This window comes from Roseofilum sp. Guam, from assembly GCF_017746735.1.
Taxonomy (GTDB): Bacteria; Cyanobacteriota; Cyanobacteriia; order Cyanobacteriales; family Desertifilaceae; genus Roseofilum; species Roseofilum reptotaenium.
In genome coordinates this window covers 120810-146759 of record NZ_JAGHZN010000017.1, presented here as the reverse complement: position 1 = coordinate 146759, position 25950 = coordinate 120810, and the positions used below count along the sequence as shown (strand labels likewise).

Annotated in this window: 22 protein-coding genes and 1 tRNA gene; 9 read left to right on the top strand and 14 right to left on the bottom strand. The window is 46.0% G+C overall.

The genetic code is table 11. The annotated features are described in order from the left end of the window. The coding region (locus tag J7529_RS08605) for a hypothetical protein (RefSeq protein WP_318728644.1) at positions 1–292 on the top strand (292 nt) is incomplete at its 5' end. A 10-nt stretch (positions 293–302) separates the two neighbouring features. Here J7529_RS08605 and psbA read toward each other — a convergent pair. Beyond that, positions 303–1367 (bottom strand): photosystem II q(b) protein, encoded by a 1065-nt coding sequence (gene psbA / locus J7529_RS08600; protein WP_318728643.1) that lies wholly within the window; start codon positions 1365–1367, stop codon positions 303–305. Between the two features lie 204 nt (positions 1368–1571). Here psbA and cofG point away from each other — a divergent pair, with 204 nt between their 5' ends. Beyond that, positions 1572–2534 (top strand): 7,8-didemethyl-8-hydroxy-5-deazariboflavin synthase subunit CofG, encoded by a 963-nt coding sequence (gene cofG, locus J7529_RS08595; RefSeq protein WP_318728642.1) that lies wholly within the window; start codon positions 1572–1574, stop codon positions 2532–2534. A 46-nt stretch (positions 2535–2580) separates the two neighbouring features. After that, positions 2581–2652, top strand: a tRNA-Cys gene (locus J7529_RS08590). 61 nt (positions 2653–2713) lie between these two features. Here J7529_RS08590 and J7529_RS08585 read toward each other — a convergent pair. Together J7529_RS08585 and J7529_RS08580 are read right to left on the bottom strand one after the other, a co-directional pair. Next, complete coding sequence (locus J7529_RS08585; RefSeq protein WP_318728641.1) at positions 2714–5482, bottom strand: AAA-like domain-containing protein; 2769 nt, start codon at positions 5480–5482, stop codon at positions 2714–2716. Between the two features lie 24 nt (positions 5483–5506). Continuing rightward, entirely contained in the window at positions 5507–6280 is a 774-nt protein-coding gene (locus tag J7529_RS08580; protein WP_318728640.1) for an ATP-binding protein, read from the bottom strand. 286 nt (positions 6281–6566) lie between these two features. Between J7529_RS08580 and J7529_RS08575 the strand changes: the two genes are divergently transcribed. Then, positions 6567–6761 carry a hypothetical protein gene (locus J7529_RS08575; protein WP_318728639.1) on the top strand — a complete coding sequence of 65 codons (195 nt, stop codon included), beginning with the start codon at positions 6567–6569 and terminating at the stop codon, positions 6759–6761. Between the two features lie 263 nt (positions 6762–7024). Here the strand turns inward: J7529_RS08575 and J7529_RS08570 are convergent, their stop codons facing one another. From J7529_RS08570 to J7529_RS08560, 3 genes are read right to left on the bottom strand one after another with little or no spacing between them, the layout of a single operon-like run. Then, positions 7025–7225 (bottom strand): DUF2283 domain-containing protein, encoded by a 201-nt coding sequence (locus J7529_RS08570; protein WP_318728638.1) that lies wholly within the window; start codon positions 7223–7225, stop codon positions 7025–7027. Further along, positions 7215–7481, bottom strand: a complete 267-nt coding sequence (locus tag J7529_RS08565) for a DUF4258 domain-containing protein (RefSeq protein WP_271942382.1) — start codon at positions 7479–7481, stop codon at positions 7215–7217. Before J7529_RS08565 ends, J7529_RS08570 begins: the two co-directional genes overlap by 11 nt. 56 nt (positions 7482–7537) lie before the next feature. Continuing rightward, complete coding sequence (locus J7529_RS08560; protein WP_318728637.1) at positions 7538–10228, bottom strand: DEAD/DEAH box helicase; 2691 nt, start codon at positions 10226–10228, stop codon at positions 7538–7540. A gap of 880 nt (positions 10229–11108) precedes the next feature. Here J7529_RS08560 and J7529_RS08555 point away from each other — a divergent pair. Both J7529_RS08555 and trpB read left to right on the top strand, forming a co-directional pair. Next, entirely contained in the window at positions 11109–11273 is a 165-nt protein-coding gene (locus J7529_RS08555) for a DUF4926 domain-containing protein (protein WP_271942376.1), read from the top strand. A 268-nt stretch (positions 11274–11541) separates the two neighbouring features. Beyond that, a complete protein-coding gene (gene trpB / locus J7529_RS08550) occupies positions 11542–12774 on the top strand; it encodes a tryptophan synthase subunit beta (protein WP_318728636.1) in 1233 nt (410 codons plus the stop codon). 327 nt (positions 12775–13101) lie between these two features. Here trpB and J7529_RS08545 read toward each other — a convergent pair whose 3' ends face one another. The 3 genes from J7529_RS08545 to J7529_RS08535 form a co-directional block, all read right to left on the bottom strand. Continuing rightward, positions 13102–14187 (bottom strand): ATP-binding protein, encoded by a 1086-nt coding sequence (locus tag J7529_RS08545; protein WP_318728635.1) that lies wholly within the window; start codon positions 14185–14187, stop codon positions 13102–13104. 205 nt (positions 14188–14392) lie between these two features. Further along, the gene (locus J7529_RS08540) at positions 14393–15610 is read right to left on the bottom strand and encodes an alginate O-acetyltransferase AlgX-related protein (protein ID WP_318728634.1); all 1218 of its coding nucleotides are present in this window, start codon (positions 15608–15610) and stop codon (positions 14393–14395) included. Further along, a complete protein-coding gene (locus J7529_RS08535) occupies positions 15591–16733 on the bottom strand; it encodes an alginate O-acetyltransferase AlgX-related protein (RefSeq protein ID WP_318728633.1) in 1143 nt (380 codons plus the stop codon). The genes J7529_RS08540 and J7529_RS08535 overlap by 20 nt, the downstream gene beginning before the upstream one ends. A 210-nt stretch (positions 16734–16943) precedes the next feature. On the opposite strand from J7529_RS08535, the gene J7529_RS08530 reads away from it, so the two are divergent. The 3 genes from J7529_RS08530 (at position 16944) to J7529_RS08520 (ending at position 19631) form a co-directional block, all read left to right on the top strand. After that, the gene (locus tag J7529_RS08530; RefSeq protein ID WP_318728632.1) at positions 16944–18872 is read left to right on the top strand and encodes a carbamoyltransferase; all 1929 of its coding nucleotides are present in this window, start codon (positions 16944–16946) and stop codon (positions 18870–18872) included. A gap of 169 nt (positions 18873–19041) precedes the next feature. Then, complete coding sequence (locus J7529_RS08525) at positions 19042–19446, top strand: SxtJ family membrane protein (protein ID WP_318728631.1); 405 nt, start codon at positions 19042–19044, stop codon at positions 19444–19446. Between the two features lie 35 nt (positions 19447–19481). Continuing rightward, on the top strand, positions 19482–19631 hold the full coding sequence (locus tag J7529_RS08520; RefSeq protein ID WP_271942356.1) for a DUF5989 family protein: 150 nt from the start codon (positions 19482–19484) through the stop codon (positions 19629–19631). A gap of 130 nt (positions 19632–19761) precedes the next feature. Here J7529_RS08520 and J7529_RS08515 read toward each other — a convergent pair whose 3' ends face one another. The 5 genes from J7529_RS08515 to J7529_RS08495 form a co-directional block, all read right to left on the bottom strand. Beyond that, on the bottom strand, positions 19762–19992 hold the full coding sequence (locus tag J7529_RS08515; RefSeq protein WP_318728630.1) for a hypothetical protein: 231 nt from the start codon (positions 19990–19992) through the stop codon (positions 19762–19764). A gap of 84 nt (positions 19993–20076) precedes the next feature. After that, entirely contained in the window at positions 20077–21147 is a 1071-nt protein-coding gene (locus J7529_RS08510) for an acyl-CoA dehydrogenase family protein (RefSeq protein ID WP_318728629.1), read from the bottom strand. A gap of 177 nt (positions 21148–21324) precedes the next feature. Next, positions 21325–23082 carry a pyruvate kinase gene (pyk, locus tag J7529_RS08505; RefSeq protein ID WP_413038849.1) on the bottom strand — a complete coding sequence of 586 codons (1758 nt, stop codon included), beginning with the start codon at positions 23080–23082 and terminating at the stop codon, positions 21325–21327. Positions 23083–23244: 162 nt separating this feature from the next. Next, on the bottom strand, positions 23245–23973 hold the full coding sequence (locus tag J7529_RS08500) for a hypothetical protein (protein WP_318728627.1): 729 nt from the start codon (positions 23971–23973) through the stop codon (positions 23245–23247). Between the two features lie 144 nt (positions 23974–24117). After that, positions 24118–25917 (bottom strand): ABC transporter ATP-binding protein, encoded by a 1800-nt coding sequence (locus tag J7529_RS08495; protein WP_318728626.1) that lies wholly within the window; start codon positions 25915–25917, stop codon positions 24118–24120. Positions 25918–25950 lie beyond the last annotated feature (33 nt).

Sequence of the window (25950 nt, the reverse complement as noted above, 5' to 3'; positions counted from 1 at the left end):
AAGCGCTCGCGTTGGAGCTTTGTTGGAGAGTTGTGGTCATGCTTTTATGATGGCTATTTATTTTTCTAGGTTCTGTGGCACTTTTTTGCCACTCACACCTCACATATTAATTTATTTATTTAGTTTTGTAAAGGGGGTTTCACAAAAAATTTTAGGGATTTTTTTAATAAGTATTTCTTATGATCAACTTTGTCAGGGTCACAATATCGAGCCAGATGAAGTCTACAAGAACTCAAGAACAACAACAAGCACCCCTGTAATGGGGTGCTGGGTACTTTTGATTGAAGCGTAAGGCTTAAGAATTAGCCTTGGATAGTAGGAATGGCTTCAATACTGGCTAAATCTAAGGGGAAATTGTGGACGTTGCGTTCGTGCATGGCTTCAATGCCTAAGTTAGCCCGGTTGATGACATCAGCCCAACTATTGATAACATGGCCGTCAGAATCCAATAAGGACTGGTTAAAGTTAAAACCATTCAAATTGAACGCAAAACAGGCAACTCCCAGAGAAGCAAACCAGATGCCCACTACAGGCCAAGCTCCCAAGAAGAAGTGCAAAGCACGACTGTTATTGAAGGAAGCGTATTGGAAGATCAGACGACCAAAGTAGCCGTGAGCAGCGATGATGTTATAGGTCTCCTGTTCTTGACCAAAAAGATAGCCTCGGTTTTGGCTTTCGGATTCAGTCGTTCCACGCACTAAAGAAGAGGTAACTAAGCTACCGTGCATAGCGGAAAACAATGCGCCACCAAAGATACCGATTACACCCATCATGTGCATCGGATGCATCAAGACATTATGTTCGGCTTGCAGAACGATCATAAAGTTGAAGGTGCCGGAGATTCCTAGAGGCAAACCGTCAGAGTAAGATCCTTGACCGATGGAATAGATCAACAGCACCGCAGTCGCAGCAGCTACAGGGGCGCTATAGGCAACTGCAATCCAAGGTCTCATACCAAGACGGTAAGAGAGTTCCCACTCCCGACCCATATAGCAAAAGATGCCGATGAGGAAGTGGAAGACAATTAACTGATAGGGACCGCCGTTATAGAGCCATTCGTCCATATTGGCTGCTTCCCAGATGGGATAGAAGTGCAAACCAATTGCATTGGAAGTAGGAACGACTGCTGCAGTAATGATATTGTTACCGTAGAGCAATGAACCGGAGACCGGTTCGCGGATTCCGTCTATATCGACAGGAGGTGCTGCGATAAAAGCGATGATAAAGCAGAGGGTTGCAGTTAAGAGAGTGGGAATCATTAGAACACCGAACCAGCCCAGGTAGAGGCGGTTTTCGGTAGAAGTTACCCACTGACAAAATTGTTCCCAAGCACTCGCATTGGATCTGGGTTGTAGGGTGGTCGTCATGATTTTATAATAGCTTATAGCTATCTAGATGTTCAAGCTATACAGCGATTTAATTTTTGCTTACTACTTTATCTTAATATATCTATTTAGCCATGTAAAGGTGTCTTAAGGTTTTTTTTATGAGATATCTGGAATCCTTAGATAGATTAAACTTCGAGGTGGTCTATCTAGCTTGCCATATCGTCAATCCATCATCTTATAGCTATGTATCGAGAAGTAACGTATAGTCCAGCTTATACCCTCGTACCAACTTATGAATGTTTCAATCAATGCAGCTACTGCAACTTTCGAGTTAGTCCTGGTGATGATGCTTGGTTGAGCAGTATTCAGGCTCACGAGCGGTTGCAAGCGTTACAGGGTAAGGGAATTTGCGAGATCTTAATTCTCAGTGGCGAAGTCCATCCAGCTAGTTCTCGTCGGGGAGCTTGGTTAGAGCGAATTTATGCTTTGGCTGAGTTGGCGCTCTCCTATGGTTTTTTGCCCCATACTAATGTAGGGCCCTTGAGCTTTGAGGAGATGGCTTGCTTAAAAGAAGTTAATGTTTCCATGGGGTTGATGGTGGAGCAGGTGTCTGGAGGGTTATTGGAAACGGTTCATGCTCACGCACCCAGTAAGGAACCAGGATTAAGATTAGAACAGTTAAGATGGGCTGGAGAGCTTAGAATTCCGTTTACGACGGGGATTTTGGTGGGCATTGGGGAAACGGAAGCAGACAGAGTTCGGAGTTTAGAGGCGATCGCCGAAATTCATCAGACCTACTATCATATACAAGAGGCGATTCTACAACCCTACAGTCCTGGACACCAACAAACCAGCACCTTACCGGGATTTGACTTAACCGAATTGCCCCCCCTCGTTGCCCTTGCGCGTCGCCTTCTGCCTTCAGAGATTACCCTGCAAATTCCGCCCAATCTCGTCTATTACCCAAACCTATTATTATCTTGTTTAGAAGCAGGAGCAACGGATCTCGGTGGACTTGGCCCCAAAGATGAAGTGAATCCAGATTATCCCCATCCCTCTGCTGAACACCTGCAACAATTCCTTGAGCCTTACGGATGGCATCTGCAAGCGCGCTTACCGGTATATTCCCAATTTGATTCCTGGTTATCCCCAAGATTGAATAGCGCAGTTGGGCAGTGGCGAGAAAAAATTTCTGTTAGGGTCTAGTCAAAGTCTAATTGATTCTGTTATTCTAGAAAGAGTGGTCAAACACGGCGACATAGCCAAGCGGTAAGGCCGAGGTCTGCAAAACCTCTATCCCCCGGTTCGAATCCGGGTGTCGCCTTTGTAATTAATAATTAACAACTAACAATGAATTTTTCGCCTCTACGGATGTCAAGACACATCTAGGCGCGGGCGGCTATCCAGCGACGGCAAAGTTCGACCTGAATGCGCCAGCGCTCCTCGGTTTGGTGAACCACGTCATGGCGTTGCAGAGTGTCCAAGGCGGCGGTAAGGTCGGGCACATCGGGACACTGGGACTGGAGTTCCTCGCTGGTGAGGCCGGTGGGGTGGGGGGCGAGCGCTTGTAAGATATCCGTTTGACCCGGTGGGTCTTGGCTGGCTTGGTTCCAGATGCCGTCGAAGTAGTAGCGACCATTGCGGAAGAGGTCACCTTGGGAAATATCGGTGACAGCAGCCACATCCTCTAGGGTGAGTCTGGCATTGCGCTCATTTCGACTCCGCTCATTGAGCGGAGTTGGAATACGTTCATTGAGCGAAGTCGAAATGAATGTAGGCGTTTCAAAGACCAGTTCATTAAACCGGCGCACCAGTTGAAAGCCTATCAGTTGCACCAGGTAGGGTTGACCGTGGGTGAGGCGATAGATTTCATCCACCGCATCCGGGTCATATTCCAGGGGGAAGTCGTCGCTGGGGTTTTCCAGAATTTGACGGGTAGCAGCGCGGCTGAGGAAACCGACGCGCAAGGGGTACGTGCTGCCAAAGAAGGGTTGGAAATAGTCGCGGGTCATTTCTTCCAGGGTGTGCAGTCCAGCCAGGGCAAAGGCCAGACGCTTGTCCATTTGGATTAAACCGCGCAGGTAACCCATAAAGTCGGGGGTGAGTTGTCCCGCTTCGATGAGGTCTTCAATCAGTTCAAATTCATCGAGGGCAATAATCAGGGCCCGGCAGTCCAGTTGCTTGAGGACATCCCGCAGGTAGCGCTCAAACGTGCGTTGGGGGAACGTGAGAAAGGCATCATCGGGGGGCGCGGTAATGTCCAGATGTTGGGCAATGTCGTCAGCGATGGTCAGCAGGACTTCACTAAGACCCTGGGTAACGGAGCCGAGCAGTTGCAGGTTGACGTAAATCAGCTTCAGGTCAGAACTACCCGTGAGGTTGCGGAGAATCGAAGTTTTCCCCATGCGACGATGACCGTAGATGAGAACAGAGGGGGGGTTAGCTGCACCGAGCCAGAGGCTTTCCAGTTCCCGGAGGATGTCCTCACGACCCACAAACCGGTCACCTTCTACGGGGTCGCCGATGGTATAGGGGTTTTGGACGGGTTCAAGAATTTCCACATTGCCGATGTCGCTGGCAATATTCAGGAGCGCATCGCGCCAGGTGGTGGCAATATCGAGAATGAGGCCGCCTTCCGCTTGGGGGAGTTGGTCGGCATTATCGAGGATATGTTTCAGTTCCCCTTGGGCGCGGGCTAGAGCTTGGGCACGGGTAGCTTTACCGGTGCTGCGGTCGATGAGTTGGGTTTCTTGGGTGACGCGGTGGAAGGCTTCTAGGGCTGGCCAACTGGTTTGGCGGAGGCGTTGTTTGGGGTTGCGTTCAGGACAAAGAGGAAGAGTGAGATTATGAATTTGGTTAAATATTTTGGCTTGGGTGCAGAGGTCGAGGCTTAAGGCGAGGATGTACATTTCTTCGCCGTAGAGGATGTGGCGGACTACATTGAAGGCTTCGGTAGCATGGGTGGTTTTTTTTTCATGGAGATACCAGAAACCGGCAGCCGTGGCATGAGGGAGGGTATCGAGGCGAGGAGATTCGGTGATACCAGAGTAGGAACCTCGCCAACTCTGTAGATTACGCTTGAAGGTAGCTTTCAATTGCTGTTGCAGGGAAATTGAGGCAAAGCCTACCAGTTTCCAGTCATAGGGTTGGTCAGCTAGATGAGCTGTTTTCCAGATGAGTTGTTCGCTAGGGGTTTGTTGAAGCACTGCATTAATAGCATCAACAACAGGAACAAACTGATAGCTGTATCGCAATAACTCATTGCTATTGTGTAGACCTTCTAGCCAATCAGAAGATAAGTTTTTTTTTAGCCTGAGCTGCAAGCGAGGTAAGGGAAGGACAGTAACTCGTGGAAAGAGGCAACTTCCATTCTGGACATTGAGCCAATTAGCGGGTGTACTCACGAACCAGTTATCCGGCCTTAATATCGCCACACCAAACGCCACACCCATTGCCACACCAAACGCCACACCCATTGCCACACCCATTCCCACACCCATTGCCACACCATTTGCCACACCACTGTCCACACCACTGTCCACACCAGTCACCACACCACTCGTCACAGTCAGCACCACACCCATTCCCACACCCATTCCCACACCATTTGCCACACCACTGTCCACACCAGTCACCAAACCACTCACCATACCCATCACCACACCCATTCCCACACCATTTGCCACACTATTTGCCACACGACTGTCCACACCAGTCATCAAACTAAACGCCACACCCATCACCACACCCATTCCCACACCACTCACCACACCCATTGCCACACCAAACGCCACACCTAACACCACACCCATTGCCACACCAAACGCCACACTATCCCATATGATGACAAAGCCGAACTGTTCTAAAAACCAACAGAATGAGGTAGGGATGGTAAGAATGAGGAGAATTCCCTGGATGAGTAACTGTCTTTGAATCGGATTTTCACGCAAGATTTGCCAACCCTTGCGAAGATTCATTTCTTCTCGAGGAATATACCCACCACCAAAGGTATTGACATACCACCGCAAGGCTTGAGGAAAATAAAATACCCAATACAACAGGCGCAAATAATCCAAGGGATTCCACAAAGATAAGGGGCGATTTAATTTAGGTGCTAGGTCTAAACGGGGTAGAGGTTCGACTGATTTTTTCATAGTCAAAATATATGGATCTCGGAATTAGTTTCGGTAGGTTTCGTAGCAGTGATAGCACTGTTTCACCACTTCGCTAGGAATGCCCTGACTCTGGGTAACAATTTCTGCAATTTCCTCTGCTGTAAATTGTACTTCTGTCCCCGCTAATCGATGAGTGATAAATCCCTCGATTGTCTCTTTATCCCAGGGTTGTAACTCTAACTCGTGGCAAATATTTGCAAAGGGTGAATCGAACCCACTATCTTCAAACAACTCGGTTAAGGGACGATGAGCAGCCACCACCAGACGAATGGGCGAATTCTGTCCCTGATTTGCCCAAGCTCGCAACTGTCTCCGCACGCCATCATTAAACCAATTTTCCTGTAACTGTTCTATATTATCGAGCAATAATAAAAGTCTGTTTTGTTTGATTTCGCGCTGAATCTGAAATGGCTTTATAGCGTTACTCTCCACAGCATCTGCAAAGGCTAAATAATACTCTTCCAGATTAAGAATTTCACACATATTAAAGTACACAGGTTTGCGCTCTGGCAACAATTCAGTCGCTTTCTGCTTCACTGCACACAGTAGGGATGATGTCCCCATTCCCGCACCCCCAATTAAGGCGACACTCGCGCCACTGTTGAGAAACTCGAATACCTGCTGAAGTTCACGCTCCCTTCCATAAATCTCATCAAGTTCCGTTAACATCCCTCGCTGCATAAAGGGATTTGGGCAGTTTGTTGTTAAGACTGTTTGGGTTTTCCCTGTTCCTGATGCAATTCGCCAATCAATCTCTAAGACTTCACATAATTTCACAAACGATATTCTGCTAACGGGCTTTCCAGCGCTGAATCTCTTAATCGTATCAATGCTAAGTTCACTAGGCTCAACTAAATCTTTTAACGTCCACGCTCTGTCAGTTAGCGCGTCTTCAACAAGTTGCTTTCCTTCAGGCGTGAGTTGCATATACCTAAAAAAATTGCCTTAAACCTTGTTCTAGATTAACCCATACCGAAGTCATACCCAACTGCATTTCAGTAGCCACTGACTTGCTTGGACACATCTTAGACCATGAGAGTATCGAATTCAGAGAGATAACTTCATGGATACCCACTTTCGTCAAATCATCCTTTCCATCATCGCAATTTCTGCTAGTGTAAGCCTTGGCATCTCATTCTATCCCGAACCCACGGAAACGCAGCAAAACCTAGCAAACACCTCTAACGCGGTTGTCATTGCTGGAGTCACTGCCTTGTGTAGTGATGGCGATGACGACGAAGATGAGAAAGAAGAGTAATGCTCTGCCTTCATCTGGGGGCGCTAGAAACCGGGTTTCTTGCTTATCTTCTCGCTCGTTGACTCAACTTAGGAGAAACCCGGTTTCTTCCTTCGCGTTCCTTCGCGAAGGGTTGGGGGCAGGTTTACAAGAGTTATGGATGGGCATTCAAGATCTCAGTGAACCTGCCCCTACAGTTGTTAATTTAATGGATCTTGTAGGGTAGGTCACCCAATATTAGAAACATGGATCTGATGCAGTTAAATTAGCCTCCATACAGTATATCAAGTGGCGATCGTTAGCATAAGGTCTTGAGGATTAAACATTTTGCGTTTAGATGCATTGAGAACTTCAATGCTAAGGGGTTCATCATTTTCGTCATAACTAACAATAACGCCTCCAGGTTCGGAGATAGCATTAAAGGGAAACCCATCGCGTAAGATAAACATTAAAATGTCTGCTTCCGCATTGTATTTAACTTTCATGGGAATTCTCCTGCCAATATCGCTTGATTTGATTAGTCCAGTACAGGGTTAAGATTCGCTTGGTTTTGCCAATTTCAACAAATGGCACTCTCAGAAGACCATTGCCTCGTTTAACTTGAGCCACCAAAACATCGTCTTCCAAAATAATCTGTTGAGGATTAGTGACAACCGCTTCAACTTCTTCTCTGGTAATTCCGAAACGCTCGCTCCATTGTTGCTGCCTTTCCTCAGCGTGTTTTGTCCAAACAATCTGCATCTTTCCTCATACTCCGATTCCTTAGTCCTGTTATGGTGAACCTGCCCCTAGAATTGTTAATTGTTAACTGTTTCATTGACGGGGAAACGGTTGAGCAATTTCATCGCCCAAATCGCATTATCTTTCAATGTACCGGAAACATGGGGAATATGGGGAATTTGGGATAATAAATCTAAGGTTCGTCGGAGCAAGCGCACAATATCTCCTTCATCCAAACTCGTCTGTTCACAGAGTTCTGCCCAATCCTGTTCTTGGGCCCATTGTTCGACTAAAGCGATTAATTCGTACTCTAACCAAATGGGCAGGGCTACATCATAACGCCGTTGTTGCTGGAAGAGTTGGCGACGCATTCCTTGGAGTTCTAACAGGCTTTCAATCACGGGTTGAGAGGTATTATAGTTCACCCAACTATCTGGACGGGGTGTTTCGGTTACGAGGGCAGCGCAGGCGGCAGCTAAATGATGGGGTTCTAGGTGGGCAAAGGCTTCAGAGGTTAAGGCGATACCGAGCCATAACTCATTTTCGCCCCGCAGGGTAGCCGCAGATTCACCGAGAGGTGTGGGAACCAGGTTAGGATTGAGAGCGTTAAACGCTTGCAGAATGGCAATTAAATTGAGAAACTCTTCCCAATATCGAGATTTAAGACGCTGAAATTTGCTGAGGCGATCGCCAATTTCTGTCTCTAGTCTAGCAGCACGAGAAATCTGCTTGAGAATCCGCCCCCGTTCCGGCCACTGATGTACCGGATGCTCCATTAAGTTATTCGTGATTTCCTCAACTTGCAAGAGTTGATCGTCCACCTCTGGAGCAGCTAATGTGGGTTCTAACTGGGGAATTTGGTTCGCTGTGGCGGTCGTTTCTGGGCCACTACTGCGACATTCTCCTGGTTTTAATCCTAACTCTGGGGGCAGTTCCCAACCATCCACGACCTTAAACCGGGGAATATCCCCATATAACCCCACCACATCCCCATAGGTCGCTACCATCCAGCGATTATCCGCCCCCAAACAGACTAAATAGGGGGCTTGGCCGCTGCCGGGGACTTTTCTGACCAAAATGGCGGAAATGGCTTGAGGAACGGTAATATACTTGCCTTTGAGACTGAGCAGTGTTCCCTGGACGGCAAAATCGATCGCGGCCGCTAAATCCTTGGTTCGCGCCCGTTCTGCTTGGTTTTGCAAGGTTTTCAACAGTCGTTTGGCTTCCCGCATTCGCTCTTGCAGCTTCTTATAACTGGCGGCCAACTCCTGGAGGGTTGCGAGGTTGCCATAGGAAGCCAGTTGGGAGTGAATTTGCTTTTCTTCGGCTTGCAATGCGGCGATCGCCTGCTGTTGGGGAATTAAGGTTAAATTGGCCATATACTGACCAAAACTGCGTTCAATCAGTTGTTTGGCTTCCTCCAAACTATGGGTTTGGAGCAGATTCAACACCATGCCATAACTGGGAGTAAACTGACTCACTAAGGGATCGGCTCCTGCTGTCGCTAAATACCCCGCTTCTTTTGCCCCCTCAAACCGGGTTTCCACCACCACTAAATGACCAATTTCATCCATTCCCCTACGTCCTGCGCGTCCAGCCATTTGCAGAAATTCACTGGGGTTGAGCAGACGATGGCCCTGATCCGTGCGTTTGGATAAGCTGGAAATGATGGTGGTTCGGGCAGGCATATTAATCCCGGCTGCCAGGGTTTCCGTAGCAAACACAACCTTAATTAATCCCTGTTGAAACAGTTCTTCGACTAGGGATTTCCAAGCCGGTAATAAGCCTGCATGGTGAGAGGCAACCCCCCGATAGAGGCATTCCACTTGGGAGCGGCGAATGGCTTCAGGATTCTCGTGCAGCACCAGTTCTAGATGGGCGGCGACTTGCCGTTTTTCTTCCGAGGAGAGCAGAGAGAGTCCCACAGTTTCAGCCACAGCGCGATCGCATCCTTTACGGGAAAAAATAAAGTAAATCGCTGGTAGCATATCCCGCTCATTCAGTTGGGAAACCACGGATAACAAATGGGGAACTTGATCCTTGGGTTTCACCTTGGGAGGTTTTTTGCCCCTAGCTTTGGTATTAAGCAATAACCGGTTAATGCCATTCCCTTTCTTATTCAGTAGAGGAAAGATGCCTTTCAGGTTGCAAAAGTTATATTGCAGGGGAACCGGACGGAAGTCCGAGTAAATCAGTTCTGTGGGGCCATGAACTTCTGAAAGCCAGGCTGTGAGCTGGTTGCTGTTAGCTACTGTTGCCGAGAGTGCCACCAGTTGAATATGGGGAGGACAGTAAATAATCGACTCTTCCCAAACCGTTCCCCGTTGGCGATCGTTCATATAGTGGCATTCATCCAAAACCACCGCCTCTACCCCTTGGATCGATGTACCAATTTGACCGATAGGCGTTCCGTAGAGCATATTGCGAAATACTTCCGTCGTCATAATTACCACTGGCGCTTCCCGATTAAGGGACAAATCACCCGTAACTAATCCAACATTTTTCGCGCCAAACACTTGACTGAAATCACGCAATTTCTGATTCGAGAGCGCTTTCAGGGGAGTGGTATAGAAGACTCTTCTCCCCCGTGACAAGGCGCGATAAATGGCGTATTCTCCGATTAAGGTTTTACCCGATCCCGTGGGAGCGCATACCACGACGGACTTATCAGCGTTCAATGCAGCGATCGCCTGATGTTGGAAGTCATCAAGTTCAAATGAAAACAAGCGTTTCGGGTCAAGGTCAGTAGAGGAAGGAGAACTATTCACCGTTCTAAATTCTGAGCATAAGCTAATTTGCTCTATTCTAGTGTATTCTGGCTAACGGCGTAGAGAAAGTCGGCGATCACATCACGGAGAGACACGAGAACAGGGTGATACGGAGGTACGGATACATGCAAACGCAGAGAGTAAAAAAAGTTATAGGATGCGTTGATAACGCACCCTATTAGGTCTAGTCAGATCGATTGACTTTATTTACCCATAAAGTAGGCTTTGCTTCCAATGATAGAAGCAGCTAACCAACCGGCAACAACGACAAGTGCAAGAATAACTAGGTCAACCATGATGTTCTCCTTATGTGATTGATTACTTTCCAGTGACAGATTGAGGTAAACGCTAAAGCGTTTCAGTGGGATTATGGGAAGTGGTGATTAGTTTTGTTCACCTTGGAAATAAGCTGTGCTTCCGATTACAGAAGCAGCTAACCAACCCGCAACAATAACGAGGCTAAGAAAAACGAAGTAAATCATGACTGTCTCCTAGTTTGTGAAGTTTTGTGTCCTGACTTATTAAGTAATGCAACAAGATGTTGCGATAGGTGTCAACATGATCTAGATCGCATTCGGGAGAATAGGGGTGAGCATAGAAGAGGAATTGATGTCCTAGGGCAATCGCCAACTCCAAAGGAACCGGGTTGCTCCCTACCTTGAGAGAATGAGCCAAGATACTGATAGAAAACTAGTTTCTAAATCTCCACGCGATCGCAATGGAATCCGACAAGTGGTGTAGGACGGTACATATTATCAAGTTATCGGTGAACTAGAAGGAGTAAATGATTGTCTATTACTTGTAGTCACGATTGGGTTACAGCGATTGATTGACGATCAATTTTATTTTGTCACTCTAAAACCTTATCGAGAATAAAGCCATGAATTTAGAACATTATCAAGAAATTTTCTTACTCCAAGATGTTCCAGAATATGGAATTTATCAAGGAGATATCACCACCCTGATCGATTTTATTCCCCACTCCGGCAGTGGTGAAACCGGTTGCATCCTAGACACGTTCAATGCAGTTGGTGAATCGATCTAAGTGATTACAGTTCCACTCTCTGTAGTAAAACCCTTAACCAGGAACGATATTGTAACCACTCGTTCACTACAGAGAGCATAATGATTGGACTAGCAAGGTAAAAATCAATTGAGAAAACGAGCCAATATATTCAGAGAAACCCTGCTTCTAAATTCTTTGCTTTTCTTTTTCAGGATCAAGAAGAGGCGATCGCCTCTTCCCCATATTGATGTGATGCTCACAGGTGCTTAGAATACGATCGTGTCCTATTCGTATCATAAGAATCCCTGTGACTACAACTCCAACCCATCCAGCTCAAACGATTGCCTCCGTCCCCGATCTCCTCGGCCGTTTTGGTCAGTTTGGCGGCAAATACGTCCCAGAAACCCTCATGCCTGCCCTAGCCGAACTAGAGCAAGCCTACGCTCATTATCGCCACAACCCTGAATTTCAAGCCGAACTCCAAGGCCTACTCCGTGATTATGTCGGTCGTCCCAGTCCCCTCTACTTCGCCGAACGACTCACCGCACACTACCGTAAATCCGATGGCACTGGGCCCCAAATCTATCTCAAACGAGAAGACCTCAACCATACCGGCGCTCATAAAATCAATAATGCCCTAGCTCAAGTTCTCCTGGCCAAGCGTATGGGTAAACAGCGTATTATTGCTGAAACCGGAGCCGGACAACATGGAGTTGCCACTGCCACGGTTTGCGCCCGCTTTGGTCTAAACTGCGTGATTTATATGGGCGTTCACGATATGGAGCGCCAAAAACTCAATGTCTTTCGGATGCGACTACTGGGAGCTGAAGTTTGCCCCGTAGAAGCGGGAACCGGAACCCTCAAAGATGCTACCTCAGAAGCCATTCGCGACTGGGTAACGAATGTGGAAACAACTCACTACATCTTAGGTTCAGTTGCCGGGCCCCATCCTTACCCTATGATGGTGAGAGACTTTCATACCATTATTGGTGAAGAAACCCGCGCCCAAGCTTGGGAAAAATGGGGCGGACTACCCGATATTCTTTTAGCTTGTGTTGGTGGTGGATCGAATGCCATGGGACTCTTTTATGAGTTTGTTAAGGAAAGTTCTGTGCGCCTCATTGGTGTGGAAGCAGCCGGAGAAGGGGTGAATACGGATAAGCACGCGGCAACCCTCACCCAAGGCCAAGTAGGCGTATTACACGGAGCGATGAGCTATCTGCTCCAAGATGAAGATGGTCAGGTGATTGAAGCCCATTCGATTAGTGCTGGCTTAGATTATCCCGGAGTTGGCCCAGAGCATAGCTATTTGAAGCAAACGGAACGGGCTGAGTACTATAGCGTGACAGATCGCGAGGCGGTGGCTGCCTTTGAGCGCTTATCGAAATTAGAAGGTATTATTCCCGCTCTAGAAACCTCTCATGCGATCGCCTATTTAGAAACCCTCTGTCCCCAACTCGAAGGCAATCCTCGCATGGTTATCAACTGTTCCGGGCGGGGTGACAAAGACGTGCAAACCGTGGCTAAATATTTGGGTTAAGTCCGGGAATAGGGGAATGGGGAGATTACCTATTCCCTATTGCCTGTTCCCTAATTACCCATTACCAACACAAAGCGCTTTTAAAATAAAAAAACGCCCCACAAGTGGGCGTCCATCAGGGTGCATCAAATTCAATATAACATACAAATGAGGGGTGAGACCCCTCACCCCAATATTCTTTCATCAGAATTTTTTATGGAAACGACCAGAACCATTGTTATAGCGCTTTTCACTGCCTGTGAAATACAGTGTTGAGTTTTGTCTTGCCATATACCCCAACCCTATTCTCTATTCCCTAGCGCAAAGCGCTATATACGCTGAATTCGGTTAACGAGGGAGACGGATGGTAAAGATTGTCCCTTGTTGCTCTTCAGATTCAAAGCTAATTTGGCCCTGGTGAGCATCAATAATGGATTTGGCGATCGCCGTTCCCAGTCCCGTTCCCCCCCGCTTGCCATGGGTGACAAAGGCCTCAAAGAAGTCTTCTTGAATCGCTTTCGGAATGCCTGGACCATTATCCCGAATCTGGATCACCACCCATTCAGCCTGGCTTTTAGCCGTTACTTCGATGCGGCCACCTTTTCCTTCAAACGCTTCTACTGCATTAGTAATGATGTTTTGCAGAACTCGCAACAGCTTATTAAAATCAGCATAAATTTCCACCGGTTCAATCTGCACGACCCACTCCACTTGAGCAGAGTGCAAGTAAATTCGATTGAGCTTTTCAAACTGTTTCAATAAGTCCGACAGTTGTATCGGTTGCCGATAGAGGGTAGCATGGCCTTTAGAAAATTCTAAAACTTCTTCCGCCATTCCCAACATGCGGGTAATTTGCGCTTGAATCAGATCGCACCATTCTTGAGTTTCTTCATCAGAGTGCATCTCTTGGAGCATAGAACTTGAGAGCTGAATGCCATTAAAGGGACTTTTGAAGTCATGGATAATGGTATTCACCATTTCGCCCACCAACACCATTTTTTGTTTATGGACAATTTGATTCACATATTGGGTGGTCGTAATGCGAATATGATGGATAATATGCCGGAAGAGGGCTAAAATCACTTCCCCTTTGCTATTTTGTAAAATATCCATCAGTTTATCTTGGGGAATTTTCGCTAAAATACTTCCTTCAGCGGCTGTTGCTCTGGCACTTCTCGGTTTCCCATCTAAGACACCAAATTCTCCAAAAAAATCATTTTCCTTAGCTAAGGCGATCGTTTGATATTTCTCGGTATCGATCATCTTGCTAAATTCAACTTGACCGGCTAACACCAGATAGAGTCCATCCGGAACTTCACCTTCTTCAAAAATCACAGTTGGTTGGTCAAACTCGATCATATCCGCCAGATCGCACAATTGAGCGACTTGATCGGGTTCAAAATAACTAATAAATGGATGGGATTCCAAGTTCATGGGCCATACTCACCTTGAATCTTAGATGGCAATGATTTTTGATGCAATCCTAATGGACTGGTCTTATTTTACCGGACTCTAGAGCTGACCAAAATGAATAATTGTTACTGAAATATAGGAATGGTAATAGGTAATGGGTAATTACTAATGGGTTAAGAAGGGTAGATATACGCAGGATTATTACCTAAAAGTAGAAACTTTTGTATTACCGAAGTTGGGCATCGACTTGAGGTTTTAAGGTGTTAAATAATAGATTAGCGGCTAATTGATTACCGGTTAAATTCCAGTGGGTATCGCGTAAAATATAGAGGACTTGTTCTTTGCCTGCTTCTTGAAAAGGCTCTAACATATCCAAATAGTCAATACCATGAGCCTCTAGCGTTTCAATAACAACTTTTTGAGGCAGTTCTAAATCATAATCTTCAGGATTAAGTTCATACTCAGTAAAAATTTTACTCGCCAGAGTTTGATCGATTTGGTATTCTGAAGGGTAAAGTGCCACCACAAAGGGAATATTTTTTTCTTTCAGCAGCTCTGCCATTTTCACAACTGCTTGCAGAGAATATTCAAACTGAGGGGTAAATTTTCCTGCTTGATAGGCGGGTAAGTTATTAATTTCTAGCTTCCAGCGTTCAATGTCTAAAAAAGTTTCTTCTGAATAAATGGGTGGCGGTTCAGGGCTGGGATTCGGAGCGGGAGTATCTTGGGCGATCGCTCCCTCAATCAGTTCAAATTTTCCTTGATTTTCCCGTTGAGCTTGTTGTAGTTTCAGTTGCTCCTGAAAAATTCGATAGCGCTGCTGTAAAAACATCTTAACTCTAGATTTTCCGATGATAGGATATCCCAAGAACTTCACTTCTTTCCTGCGATCGATATCGATAAACGTATCGTTAAGAACAATCCGTTTTTGATTGACTGGCGTATGCAAATCATTGCCCACAAAAAAGCCCAAAACTACAAGATCGGGATTAAATTTTAAACCATATTTTTGCAGCATTCCCAAATACATGGGCGGATCGGCCATGGGAAACCCCACATTAATCACCTCAACTTTGGGCGCTCCATAATAGTCTTGAAACTGTTGTTCTAAGAGTGCCGTATAGTTGCCATCTAAGTTGCCTGCCCAGCTATAGGAATCCCCAACGACTACAATGCGGTAGGTTCCCGGTGCTTTCTCTAGGGGATAATCGCGATCGTTAAATCCAAATTCATTCGTGCCAGGAGTCTCAGGATTGACTCGAAATCCCAGATCCGCATCATACTGGAAAAACCCTTTAAATAGATAAGGTTCCATCACGATCATAAACAGTTCTGCGGCTAACCAGGGAACCCCTATCCACAGAAATCCTAAAAATGCCCAATTAACCACTCTACGAAAATTGAGTTTCTGCCACCCTTTCATATTATTTGGTTTTAACATCATCTAATAAATTTTGATATAAAATATCTGATGCTAATTGATTTCCTGCCAGATTCCAATGGGTATCTCTGAGTAAATATAAGGTTTGGGTTTGACCCACTTGACGGAATTGATCGAGCATATCAATATAAGGAATCCCCTCTTGATCCAGAAACTCAATGAGCAACTTTTGCATCAGATTTAGATCGTAGTCCTCCCGATTGAGTTGATAGGTTTCAAAAAGTTGATCCGCTAAGGCTTGACTAACTTGAAACTCATCGGGATAAATCGCTACTTTAAATTCAATTTGGCGCTCCGCCAAAAGTTTCTTCATTTGGGTAATACTGTCAAACAAGTATTTAATTCTATCATCATATTTACCTTCTGCGTGCGCTCTAAGATTACAAAACTCTAATCTGGATCGCTGAATTTTTAAGAAAGTTTCCTCGGTAAACGTACCCTGTTCCTCTTGTGGAGTCGGGTTGGCCCATGCCGGTTGTTCAATTTGAGCAGTTTCTTGAAAAACCTTATATTTTTGCTCGATAAACATCCATAGGCGAGACTTAAAAATAATTGGATATCCTAATATCTGAATTTCGTTGCGTTTATCAATATCAATTTGAGTATCATTGACCACAATACGCTTGCGGTAGGGGTCGGCATCAATAAAATCATTACCCACAAAAACCCCCAAGATAACTAAATCTGGCTGATATTGCAAACCGAATTTCTGCAACATAATTAACTGCTCCCCAGCATGGGTCATGGGATAGCCTGCATTAATAACTTCCACAGGAGGTAAATCTGGGGTTTGAGCGAACTGATTTTCGAGTAGGGTCGTATAGTTACCTTCTAACCCCCCCGCCCAGTTGAACGAATCACCAACAATCATCATTCTCACCGTTCCGGGAACTCGCTCAAGGGGATAGTCTTGGTCGTTAAATCCAAAACGGTTTGAGCCTAATGTATCGGGTCTGACTCGAAAGCCCATGTCGGGATCATACTGGTAGAAACCCTTGAAGAGAAAGGGATCGAGCAGGATCATGGCTATCTCAACGATAATCCAAGGGATGCCAATCCAGCAGATCAATAGAAGGGCAACTTGAGAGACTTTATTGACTTTGAGGGATTTTGTCGGTTTAATCATTAAGAAAGTTTACAATATGAACGCACCTGAAGATTATGCCAAGCGATCGTAATCATTAAGGTAGTCCAAGATGAGAGCGAACCGATGTTCGTCTTTCCTGAAAATAGTGAACACAGTGCTTATAGGGTAAACCCTAAGTTACAATCTCTATTCATGATCCCAAAAAAATCCCAAAATTGGCTTAAATTAACTGGCGTAGGGGTGAACTAAATGAAGATCCTAGGAATTTCAGCGTTTTATCATGATAGCGCGGCGGCAATCGTCTGTGATGGCGAAATCGTTGCGGCAGCGCAGGAAGAGCGATTTTCGCGCAAGAAGCACGATCCACGGTTTCCAAAACATGCGATCGCCTATTGCCTGGAAATGGCCCAAACCACGATCTCTGATCTAGATCATATCGTCTTCTACGACAAACCCCTACTCAAATTTGAGCGTCTCCTAGAAACTTACCTGGCCTATGCCCCCAAAGGCTTTCGGTCATTCTTGGCAGCCATGCCCATCTGGTTAAAAGAAAAGCTCTATCTGAAAACGGTATTAAGAACAGAACTCTCAGAAATCGGACAGTGCAAGAAAACTGAGCTTCCCCAACTGATGTTCACTGAACATCACCAGTCCCATGCCGCCTCCGCCTTCTTCCCCAGTCCGTTTGAGAGAGCTGCCGTTCTCTGTCTCGATGGAGTAGGTGAATGGGCAACAACTACCGCTTGGCTCGGAGAAGGCAACCAACTGATTCCCCAATGGCAAATAGACTTCCCCCACTCCTTGGGCTTGCTCTATTCTGCCTTTACCTACTACACCGGCTTCAAAGTCAACTCTGGGGAATATAAGCTCATGGGACTCGCTCCCTATGGCGAACCCAAATATATTGACACCATCCTCAGCAACCTGATTGATGTCAAAGAAGATGGCACATTCCGGTTAAACATGGACTACTTCAACTATGCCACCGGTCTAACCATGACCAACAGCAAGTTTGATGACCTCTTTGGTGGCCCTCCCCGGAAACCCGAAACCCCCATCAGTCAGCGAGAAATGGACATCGCCAGCTCCATCCAGTGGGTGACTGAAGATGTGGTTATCCGTCTGGCGAATACGGTGAAAAACGAACTTAAGGTTGAAAACCTCTGTTTAGCCGGTGGAGTTGCCCTCAACTGTGTCGCCAATGGTCGAATTTTGCGCGAATGTGGCTTTAAAGAAGTCTGGGTACAACCGGCTGCTGGCGATGCCGGTGGAGCGTTAGGGGCTGCCCTCTCTGCTTGGTATGAATACCACAGTATGCCGCGTACCGTGACGGCTGAGAAAACCCCCGTGCTGTTCAGTAATGCCAAAGAAACTGCCACAGCAACCGTGGGAACCTTAACACCAGAAAAAATAGCTGCTCCTGTACAAGACCAAATGCGCGGGTCTTATTTGGGGCCAAAATTCTCTGATACGGAAATTCTAGACTATTTGGACTTGGTGAAAGCCTCCTATGTTCGCCTTGATGATGCCGAACTCATGCCCCAGTTAGCTGAAATTTTGGCTACTGACAATGTGGTGGGATGGTTCCAAGGTCGGATGGAGTTTGGCCCCCGTGCATTGGGCGGACGCTCCATTATTGGCGACCCCAGGTCACCGAAAATGCAGTCGGTGATGAACCTGAAAATTAAGTATCGGGAGTCTTTCCGTCCCTTTGCCCCTTCAGTTTTAGCCGAGCGCGTGTCTGATTTCTTCGAGCAATATAGTCCCAGTCCCTATATGCTGATGGTAGCTCCAGTTAAGGAATCTTTGCGTATTCCGATGACAGAGGAGCAAAAACAACTATTTGGGATTGAAAAACTCAATATTCCCCGCTCAGAAATTCCTGCCATTACCCACGTGGACTATTCGGCGCGTATCCAAACCGTTCACCGGGAAACCAATCCCCGCTATCACAGCTTAATCAGTCATTTTGATAAACTGACGGGTTGCGGTCTGATTGTGAATACGTCCTTTAATGTGCGCGGAGAACCGATTGTTTGTACTCCAGAAGATGCGTATCGCTGCTTCATGCGTACTGAAATGGATTATCTGGTTCTGGAAAACTTCTTGCTGGCTAAGACAGACCAACCGGCTTGGGAAAAAGATGAGTCTTGGAAGACGGAGTTTGAATTAGATTAGGTTTTTGATCCCCCCAACCTCCCCTTTCACGTCCGCTTGCGGAAACGCTGTTTCATTCTCCCTTGAAAAATGGGATGGGGGAATGGGGAGATAGGGGGTAGGGGGGTTTAATCCTAGGATTAGAAGTTCACTACCGAAGAAAAGAAACTACAAATCACGATTAATCATTATGCACCCAATCAAAAAACTCAATACAAAAGAACTCCGCCAATTTGGTCTCCTGTTTGGGGTAATGGTGGGTTTAGTTTTTGGGATTATCTGGCCATTGATCCTCGGTCATAGTAGTGGAACTTGGCCCTGGATTGTGCTAGGAATCTTCTGGGCTTGGGCGTTAGTTGCGCCGAAAACTCTCGACCCGTTTTATCAAGGTTTTGCCCGCTTTGGTTTGGTGATGGGTTGGATTAATACTCGCTTGATTTTAGGGATCATTTTTTATGGGATGATCATGCCGATGGGATTTCTGAGAAAACGGTTTGGAGGCGACCCCATGCGTCGAGAATGGCGTAAACCGGTGGAGACGTATCGAATTCCTTCCCATCCCAGAACAGCGAAGAGTTTAGAATATCCATTTTAGTCAATTGTTAATTTAAAGGCATTGGAGTGTCATATATGGAATTTTTTGAAGATCTTTGGGCTTTTTTAGGAGAGCGTAAAAAGTATTGGCTGTTACCGTTAATTATTAGTTTGGTAATGGTGGGTGCTTTAATTATCCTCAGTCAAGCATCTGTGATTGCACCATTTATTTATACGTTGTTCTAGGGAAACAGAGTAGTGTGAGGAGCTTGTTCGCTTTTGATCTCTGGTGAGCAAGATCCTCTCACTCCGCAAAATCTAAACCACTCAATTAGCAGAGAGAGTCTACCACGGTGTGATTAGATTGGAGAGACTATTAATGGTTATGATGGTGGTTTTCGTGGCTGTGCTTGTGATGGTTGTCATTATTATCTCTCCTATGCTCTTTAGCTTGATAGGATGGATCGGTCATAGAAGTTTCTAACTCTTGAAGAGGCTCTTCCTGAGCAGAGGAAAGTCCTGATAATGCGATACCGTCAAGACTCAGTAGAAGAGAAATCATAACGGCGATCGCCAAAATCGATTGATTGATCATCAGATTCACCATTTTGCTTCATAGATAGTTTGGATTCTAGTATATAAATTTTTGTCTTAGTCTTGTCAATTCCGTAACAATCTATTAACAATCTATTTAAATATTGCCTTGATTAACAACTTGCTCTAAAGTAGCTTCCATTACCTTATTCGTGTGTCCCATAACCGATAAAACTAAGGCTTCTCGATAAATACGTTGTGCAGGGTGATGGTTTTGGTTGGCGCTGCCTCTGGAGACCATGATCATAGCTAAACTACACTGATGAGTCAAGGCGATCGCCTGAGCGCGTAGTTGCAACTGTTGCTCTAGGGACAACCGCTGTTCCTCTTTTTCTGTGTAAATCTTGGCACGCAAATACTCCAGTTGCTCGGATAATACTAAAAATTGAGGGGAGATCGAGGCTTGAGCTTTGCTGGCATTTTCGACAATATCTAAACCCGATCGCGCCAATCCCAGCAAAGAGAACGTCGGATTTAAAACATTCTGTCGGGTTTTTTCCTCGACCCAGTCTTTGGATTGAAGGCTAATTACCATTTCGTCAGGAACAAAATAGCGATCGCATTCGGCACTCACCGTATTGGTGGATGACATGGCCGCTAAAGACATGGGAGCTGAAAATCGCAACTCTCCTTTGGCAGAGGTGACAAACGGAATCAGGGCAAAAATAATCCTCTCATCTTCCAATGTCGCAGCAACAACCGCTTCTTGAAACAAATTCCAACCGGTTATCCAGGGCAGATATCCAGATAATAGATAACCGCCTTGAACTTTCGTTGCTTTTAAGGTCGGTTTTTCACGACGCAAATGGGCATAGGATACACCGACTAAAATCTTACCCGATCTCATTTTTGGGAGATAATGACTTTTCAGCTCTTCATTATCTCCGTTGGCAATAAACGATCCTGCACTTTGATGTTGAGTTTGGGTAAAATTGAGCGTACCGGAATATCGAGCTAGTCTTTCCAACACTCTAAAATAATCTAATGGACTCACTGGTGTTTCACTCCAGGGTGGAGGAACATTAAGAGCAAGTAGCGATCGCGCCCCTAAACCCGCTAATCCTTCTCGCAAGATTTCTGTTTTTTCTTCCATAGCTTCCGGATTAGGGGCTATTTGGAGATAATCTTCTGTTTGTTGAGATAAATCTGAACCGGTGGGTGCTAGCATTGTTTCTAAAGTACGGTGAAACCCTTATTCCTTCGTTTATACTTCGCGGATATCCAAGCGATCGCAAACATAAAACGTCAGAATTTCCAAGAATGACAGAAGAGGGAGACAATCTCTCCTAGATAGACAAGGGGCTACAAGCCCCTTATGAGTCTGCATATTCATAGGGAAATGATATTACATTCTCGATGACCCAGAATAGACCAAACCCCGTGCCATATCCAAGGTTACAAATTCTCCATCTCGGATGACCTGTGTGGCTCGCTCAACACCCACAATAACCGGAATGCCTAAGCGCAAACCAATAATCGCAGCATGGCAAGTGGTACTATCCATTTCCACAATAATTCCCCCAGCTTTACGAATCGCTTCAATAAAATCGGCTCCGGTTTCTGGGGCAACTAAGATATCACCGGGATGAAAATGGGTAGCCTCTAACCCATTTTGGGCAATTCTAGCTCGACCGCTGACTAATCCTTGACCAATACCCGTTCCTTTACCTAGGACAGCCGTAACGATTTGGACTTTAATCAAATCCGTTGAACCCGAAACGCCAGTTAACGTTCCCGCCGTCATCACAACTAAATCCCCTTCCTGGAGTAAATGTTGCTCTTGGGCTGCATTAATGGCGGCTTGAAAGGTCTGATTCATCGACGGTAAATCTAGCACCAAGAGGGTGTCCACGCCCCAAACCAACTGCAATCGCCGCGCCACAGAAACTTGCGGAGTAATCGCTAAAATGGGAGGTCCAGGACGGAATTTAGATACATTACGGGCTGTTGCTCCAGTTTTAGTCAAAGTCATAATGGCGGCTGCATTAAGCTGTTCCGCAATCCGACTCACCCCTTTGGAAATGGCACTGGGAATGGACTGACGACCTTGGGTCTCTGCGTTGCGGGTATGGGGTTCTTTTTCGATCCGTTGGGCAATGCGCGCCATCGTAGCCACAGCTTCCACCGGAAATTTACCCACCGCAGTTTCATTCGAGAGCATCACCGCATCAGTTCCATCTAAGATGGCGTTGGCAACATCGGAAATTTCTGCACGGGTGGCGCGGGGAGAGTTAACCATGCTATCGAGCATTTGGGTGGCGGTAATGACGGGAATACCAAGACGGTTCGCCGTAGCGATCAGGCGTTTTTGTAACATGGGCACATCTTCGGCAGGCACTTCTACTCCCAGATCCCCACGAGCGACCATCACACCATCGGATAGGCTCAGAATTGCGTCCATTTGCTCGATCGCCTCATGCTTTTCGATTTTGACGATCACGGGGACCTGTTTACCCGCATTGGAGATAATTTCTTTAATTTCTAGAACATCTTGGGGGTTACGGACAAAGGAGAGAGCCACCCAGTCTACCCCTTGATCTAAGCCAAAGGCTAAATCAACCCGATCTTTGTCAGTTAAGGCTTTTACGGAGAGATAAACGCCTGGAAAGTTTACCCCTTTGTTATTAGAGAGAATTCCGGGAACTGTGACGCGACAGTGGAGTTGTTCAGTTTTTTGATCGATCTCTTCCACTTTCATTTCTACTCGACCATCGTCGAGGAGAATGGTTGAGCCAACAGGTACTTCTTCAGCAAGGCGATCATAGCTGACAAAACTAATATCTTGCTTGCCCAGGATGCGATCGCTCGTTAAGGTAAAGCGATCGCCTTTTTTCAGCACCACCGATCCTTGCTCGAATTTACCCAAGCGGATTTTGGGGCCCTGTAAATCTTGTAAAATGCCCACTGGTCGATTCAGCTCAAACGAGACTTGGCGGATCAGACGGATATTGCGCTGATGATCCTCGTGGGTTCCGTGGGAAAAGTTCAGTCTGAGGGTCGTTGCTCCCGCTAAAATCAACTGGCGAAGCACGTCTGCACTGCTGGTAGCTGGGCCAATGGTAGCAACAATCTTGGTTCGACGGGGAGAATACTGCGATCGCATGGAGTGTTTATCAACGATGAAGTCGTTGTTCATTGTACCGAGCAACCTAGGCCAATGGATCATTTCAGTCTAGCCATTCTGTGTCCGATTCGGCTACCATTCGCATTTGTTTTCTATCCCTAGAATAGGTTTTTGATTCGACCACAACAGTTGAAGCGTCTGTCAAAAAGACTGGCGACGACGGATTTCAGGAGACTGGGGATATTTTAACGGGGGTGTGGTCGGTGAAGATTTAGACTCTAGATTTAAGGGAATAGACAGGGGGCGACGAGCAGACGGATCCATAGATAAAGGCGATTGCATTCCCTTCAGACTCTGCAAAAGGGACTCGCGCACCACCGGTTCTTGTTCGCGACTGAGCATCAATCGCAGAGCATTAAAAATCATCTCCGACTCTTTTTGTCCAGAGCGGGTATAGAGCAACCGATTCACCCGACGCACTGCTAACAACCGTAGTAGAGGTTCGGGGTGAGTCAAATCCATCAAGACCCGATCCAGCTCCAGTTCTTGCTGCTTATACTGGGAAAGTAGAGATCGCCCCACCAGCAGTCCTAAAATGGCTAAGATGCCCAATCCTTCCAGAATTTGGCTGGCTGCTATCCAACCATTTTCCGCCTCTATCCAGACCGCGATCGCCATATAAGTGACTAAAGTGACCCCACCACCACCCGTAACCGCGAATGCCAACTGACGATTCGGCCCAGTTACCCAGCGTCGCATTTGGGTCCATCGCCATTCCCAGTTCCAGGATTGCATCCGATAGAGAACCACCATCATCGTCATCCCTAAACCGGTTGCCAATACCAGTCGCCAGTTCCAGGCCATTAATACAGCAATCAGGGTGAGGAAAAACAACCAACTTCCTGACCCCTGAAATAGGGATTTCCTCATCAGGTTAACCTTTACCTTTCATAGTTGCCTTCAATTTGCTCTGTCTATCTTAACCTGAGTTCGCAGAACATTCAGAGAGAACGCGGCTCAAAATTGTTAGACCTGATTGACCCTCCAAGGCTAAAAATTTGATTGCACTCACGTCTAAATTTCATAGGTAGACGATTGTAGTCGAAACATCTGGGCATACATGCCATTCAAATCCATCAGTTCCTCATGGCTACCCATTTCTCGAATTGACCCCTGCTCAAGGACAATGATGCGATCGGCCATGCGTACAGTAGAAAATCGATGACTAACCAAGAATGTCATTTTACCCGATGCCAATTTTCGGAAACGCTGAAAGAGGTCATATTCAGATATTGCATCTAAAGCAGCCGTCGGTTCATCTAAAATCAGGATTTGTGCGGGAGTCATAAACGCCCGTGCCAACCCCACTTTTTGCCATTGTCCCCCCGATAATTCACTTCCTCCTGGAAAGATTTTTCCTAACAAAGTGTCATACCCATGGTCTAATCCTTGAATCACGTTATCCGCCCCAGAATCAATCCCGGCTTTGCGAATGCGATCGCGATTATCATATTCGTCAATATTACCAAACCCAATGTTATCACTGACACTCAAATGATAACGAGCGAAGTCTTGGAAAATCACTCCAATATTCTGCCGTAATTCCTTCAAATTTAATTGAGTGATGGGAATATTATCAATCGTAATCTCTCCAGACGTGACATCATAAAACCGGGTCAACAGCTTGAGTAAAGTCGTTTTCCCTGCTCCATTCATACCGACTAAAGCAATACTTTCCTGTGGTGCAATGGATAAATTAATATTTTTTAAGGTGGGCTTGCTCGCTCCTGAGTAGGTGAAGCTGACATTTTTGAACGTTAATCCTTGGTGCAAAGGAGAAGGAAAAGATTGGGCATTTGGGGGATTAATTACATAAGGTTGAAGAGCTAAAAAATCAAAAAACTGACTGACATGCAGATTCACTTCATATAATTTCGCAATTTCTTCAAGCAGTCCTTGGATCGCCGTTTGAGATTGACGAAATGCCCCCGAATACATCGTCAAAGAACCAATCGTAATTTCACCACTCAGGGTTGCCGCAACAATCCAAAAATAGGTCAAATAAAATCCCAGTTTAGAGATCAGAGTTGAACTGAGCAAGGCAACAACTTGCTGGCGAGACATTTCTTCTATTTCTGCATTGAATTTCCAGCGAATTTCTCGCCATTTCTTTAATAGGTGATCGCTCAAATTAAACAGACGAATTTCTTTGACAAAATCTTGATGGGTTAAAACTTGCTGTAAATAATCGGCAAATCGACCACTCTGAGTTTGTTTGCGGAGGACTCTAAAGCGCCGACCTGAAAATTGGACACTAATCATAAATGCAGGTAGGGCACTGAGTAGCAATATAACCGTTGCCAGGGGACTAAAGCTAATAATCAGGCCCAATAGGGCAAATAATTTCAGGCCTTGGCCGACAAAGGTGGTGAAGTAGGTTAGGGCACGAACGGGATAAGTGCTACCGCTTTGTTGGGCACGGCTTAACAAATCGTAAAATTCGGGCAGTTCGTAATGGGCTAAATCCAAGTAAACTGCTTGTTTAAGCAGCAGTTGACTGGCGTAGAGATTAAAACGATCGCCTAAAATTTGAGCGGTATAAGTCGATAATGACTTGAGGCTATCACTCAACAGATGAAGCAAAAAGACCGTAAACACCAAGATAAAGATGGGAGACCACTCAGAACTCGGTAGTCCAATGGTATTGAGGATGCGATCGATAATCAGCTTACCAATATAAAGCTGGATCGCAGGTAATACTGAAGCGCTCAGGGTGGTCAGCAAAGACAAGAGTAGCCACCGGGGACTCGCAGACCACACTAAGCGCAACAGTCGAGGCGTATTGCTGAGGACAGAAAAAAAGCGTAAGGACACTGGCTAAAGGAGGGATGTTGTTGCGCTTTAGCG

Coding starts and splice junctions, on each gene's coding strand:
- J7529_RS08565 (WP_271942382.1), bottom strand. CDS start 7,481: ATGCAGATTGTTTGGACAAAACACGCTGAGGAAAGGCAGCAACAATGG.
- J7529_RS08530 (WP_318728632.1), top strand. CDS start 16,944: ATGAAGATCCTAGGAATTTCAGCGTTTTATCATGATAGCGCGGCGGCA.
- J7529_RS08555 (WP_271942376.1), top strand. CDS start 11,109: ATGAATTTAGAACATTATCAAGAAATTTTCTTACTCCAAGATGTTCCA.
- J7529_RS08575 (WP_318728639.1), top strand. CDS start 6,567: ATGGATACCCACTTTCGTCAAATCATCCTTTCCATCATCGCAATTTCT.
- J7529_RS08525 (WP_318728631.1), top strand. CDS start 19,042: ATGCACCCAATCAAAAAACTCAATACAAAAGAACTCCGCCAATTTGGT.
- psbA (WP_318728643.1), bottom strand. CDS start 1,367: ATGACGACCACCCTACAACCCAGATCCAATGCGAGTGCTTGGGAACAA.
- pyk (WP_413038849.1), bottom strand. CDS start 23,082: ATGCGATCGCAGTATTCTCCCCGTCGAACCAAGATTGTTGCTACCATT.
- J7529_RS08510 (WP_318728629.1), bottom strand. CDS start 21,147: ATGCTAGCACCCACCGGTTCAGATTTATCTCAACAAACAGAAGATTAT.
- J7529_RS08515 (WP_318728630.1), bottom strand. CDS start 19,992: ATGGTGAATCTGATGATCAATCAATCGATTTTGGCGATCGCCGTTATG.
- J7529_RS08545 (WP_318728635.1), bottom strand. CDS start 14,187: ATGAACTTGGAATCCCATCCATTTATTAGTTATTTTGAACCCGATCAA.
- J7529_RS08520 (WP_271942356.1), top strand. CDS start 19,482: ATGGAATTTTTTGAAGATCTTTGGGCTTTTTTAGGAGAGCGTAAAAAG.
- J7529_RS08500 (WP_318728627.1), bottom strand. CDS start 23,973: ATGAGGAAATCCCTATTTCAGGGGTCAGGAAGTTGGTTGTTTTTCCTC.
- cofG (WP_318728642.1), top strand. CDS start 1,572: ATGTATCGAGAAGTAACGTATAGTCCAGCTTATACCCTCGTACCAACT.
- J7529_RS08585 (WP_318728641.1), bottom strand. CDS start 5,482: ATGAAAAAATCAGTCGAACCTCTACCCCGTTTAGACCTAGCACCTAAA.
- J7529_RS08540 (WP_318728634.1), bottom strand. CDS start 15,610: ATGATGTTAAAACCAAATAATATGAAAGGGTGGCAGAAACTCAATTTT.
- J7529_RS08570 (WP_318728638.1), bottom strand. CDS start 7,225: ATGAAAGTTAAATACAATGCGGAAGCAGACATTTTAATGTTTATCTTA.
- J7529_RS08535 (WP_318728633.1), bottom strand. CDS start 16,733: ATGATTAAACCGACAAAATCCCTCAAAGTCAATAAAGTCTCTCAAGTT.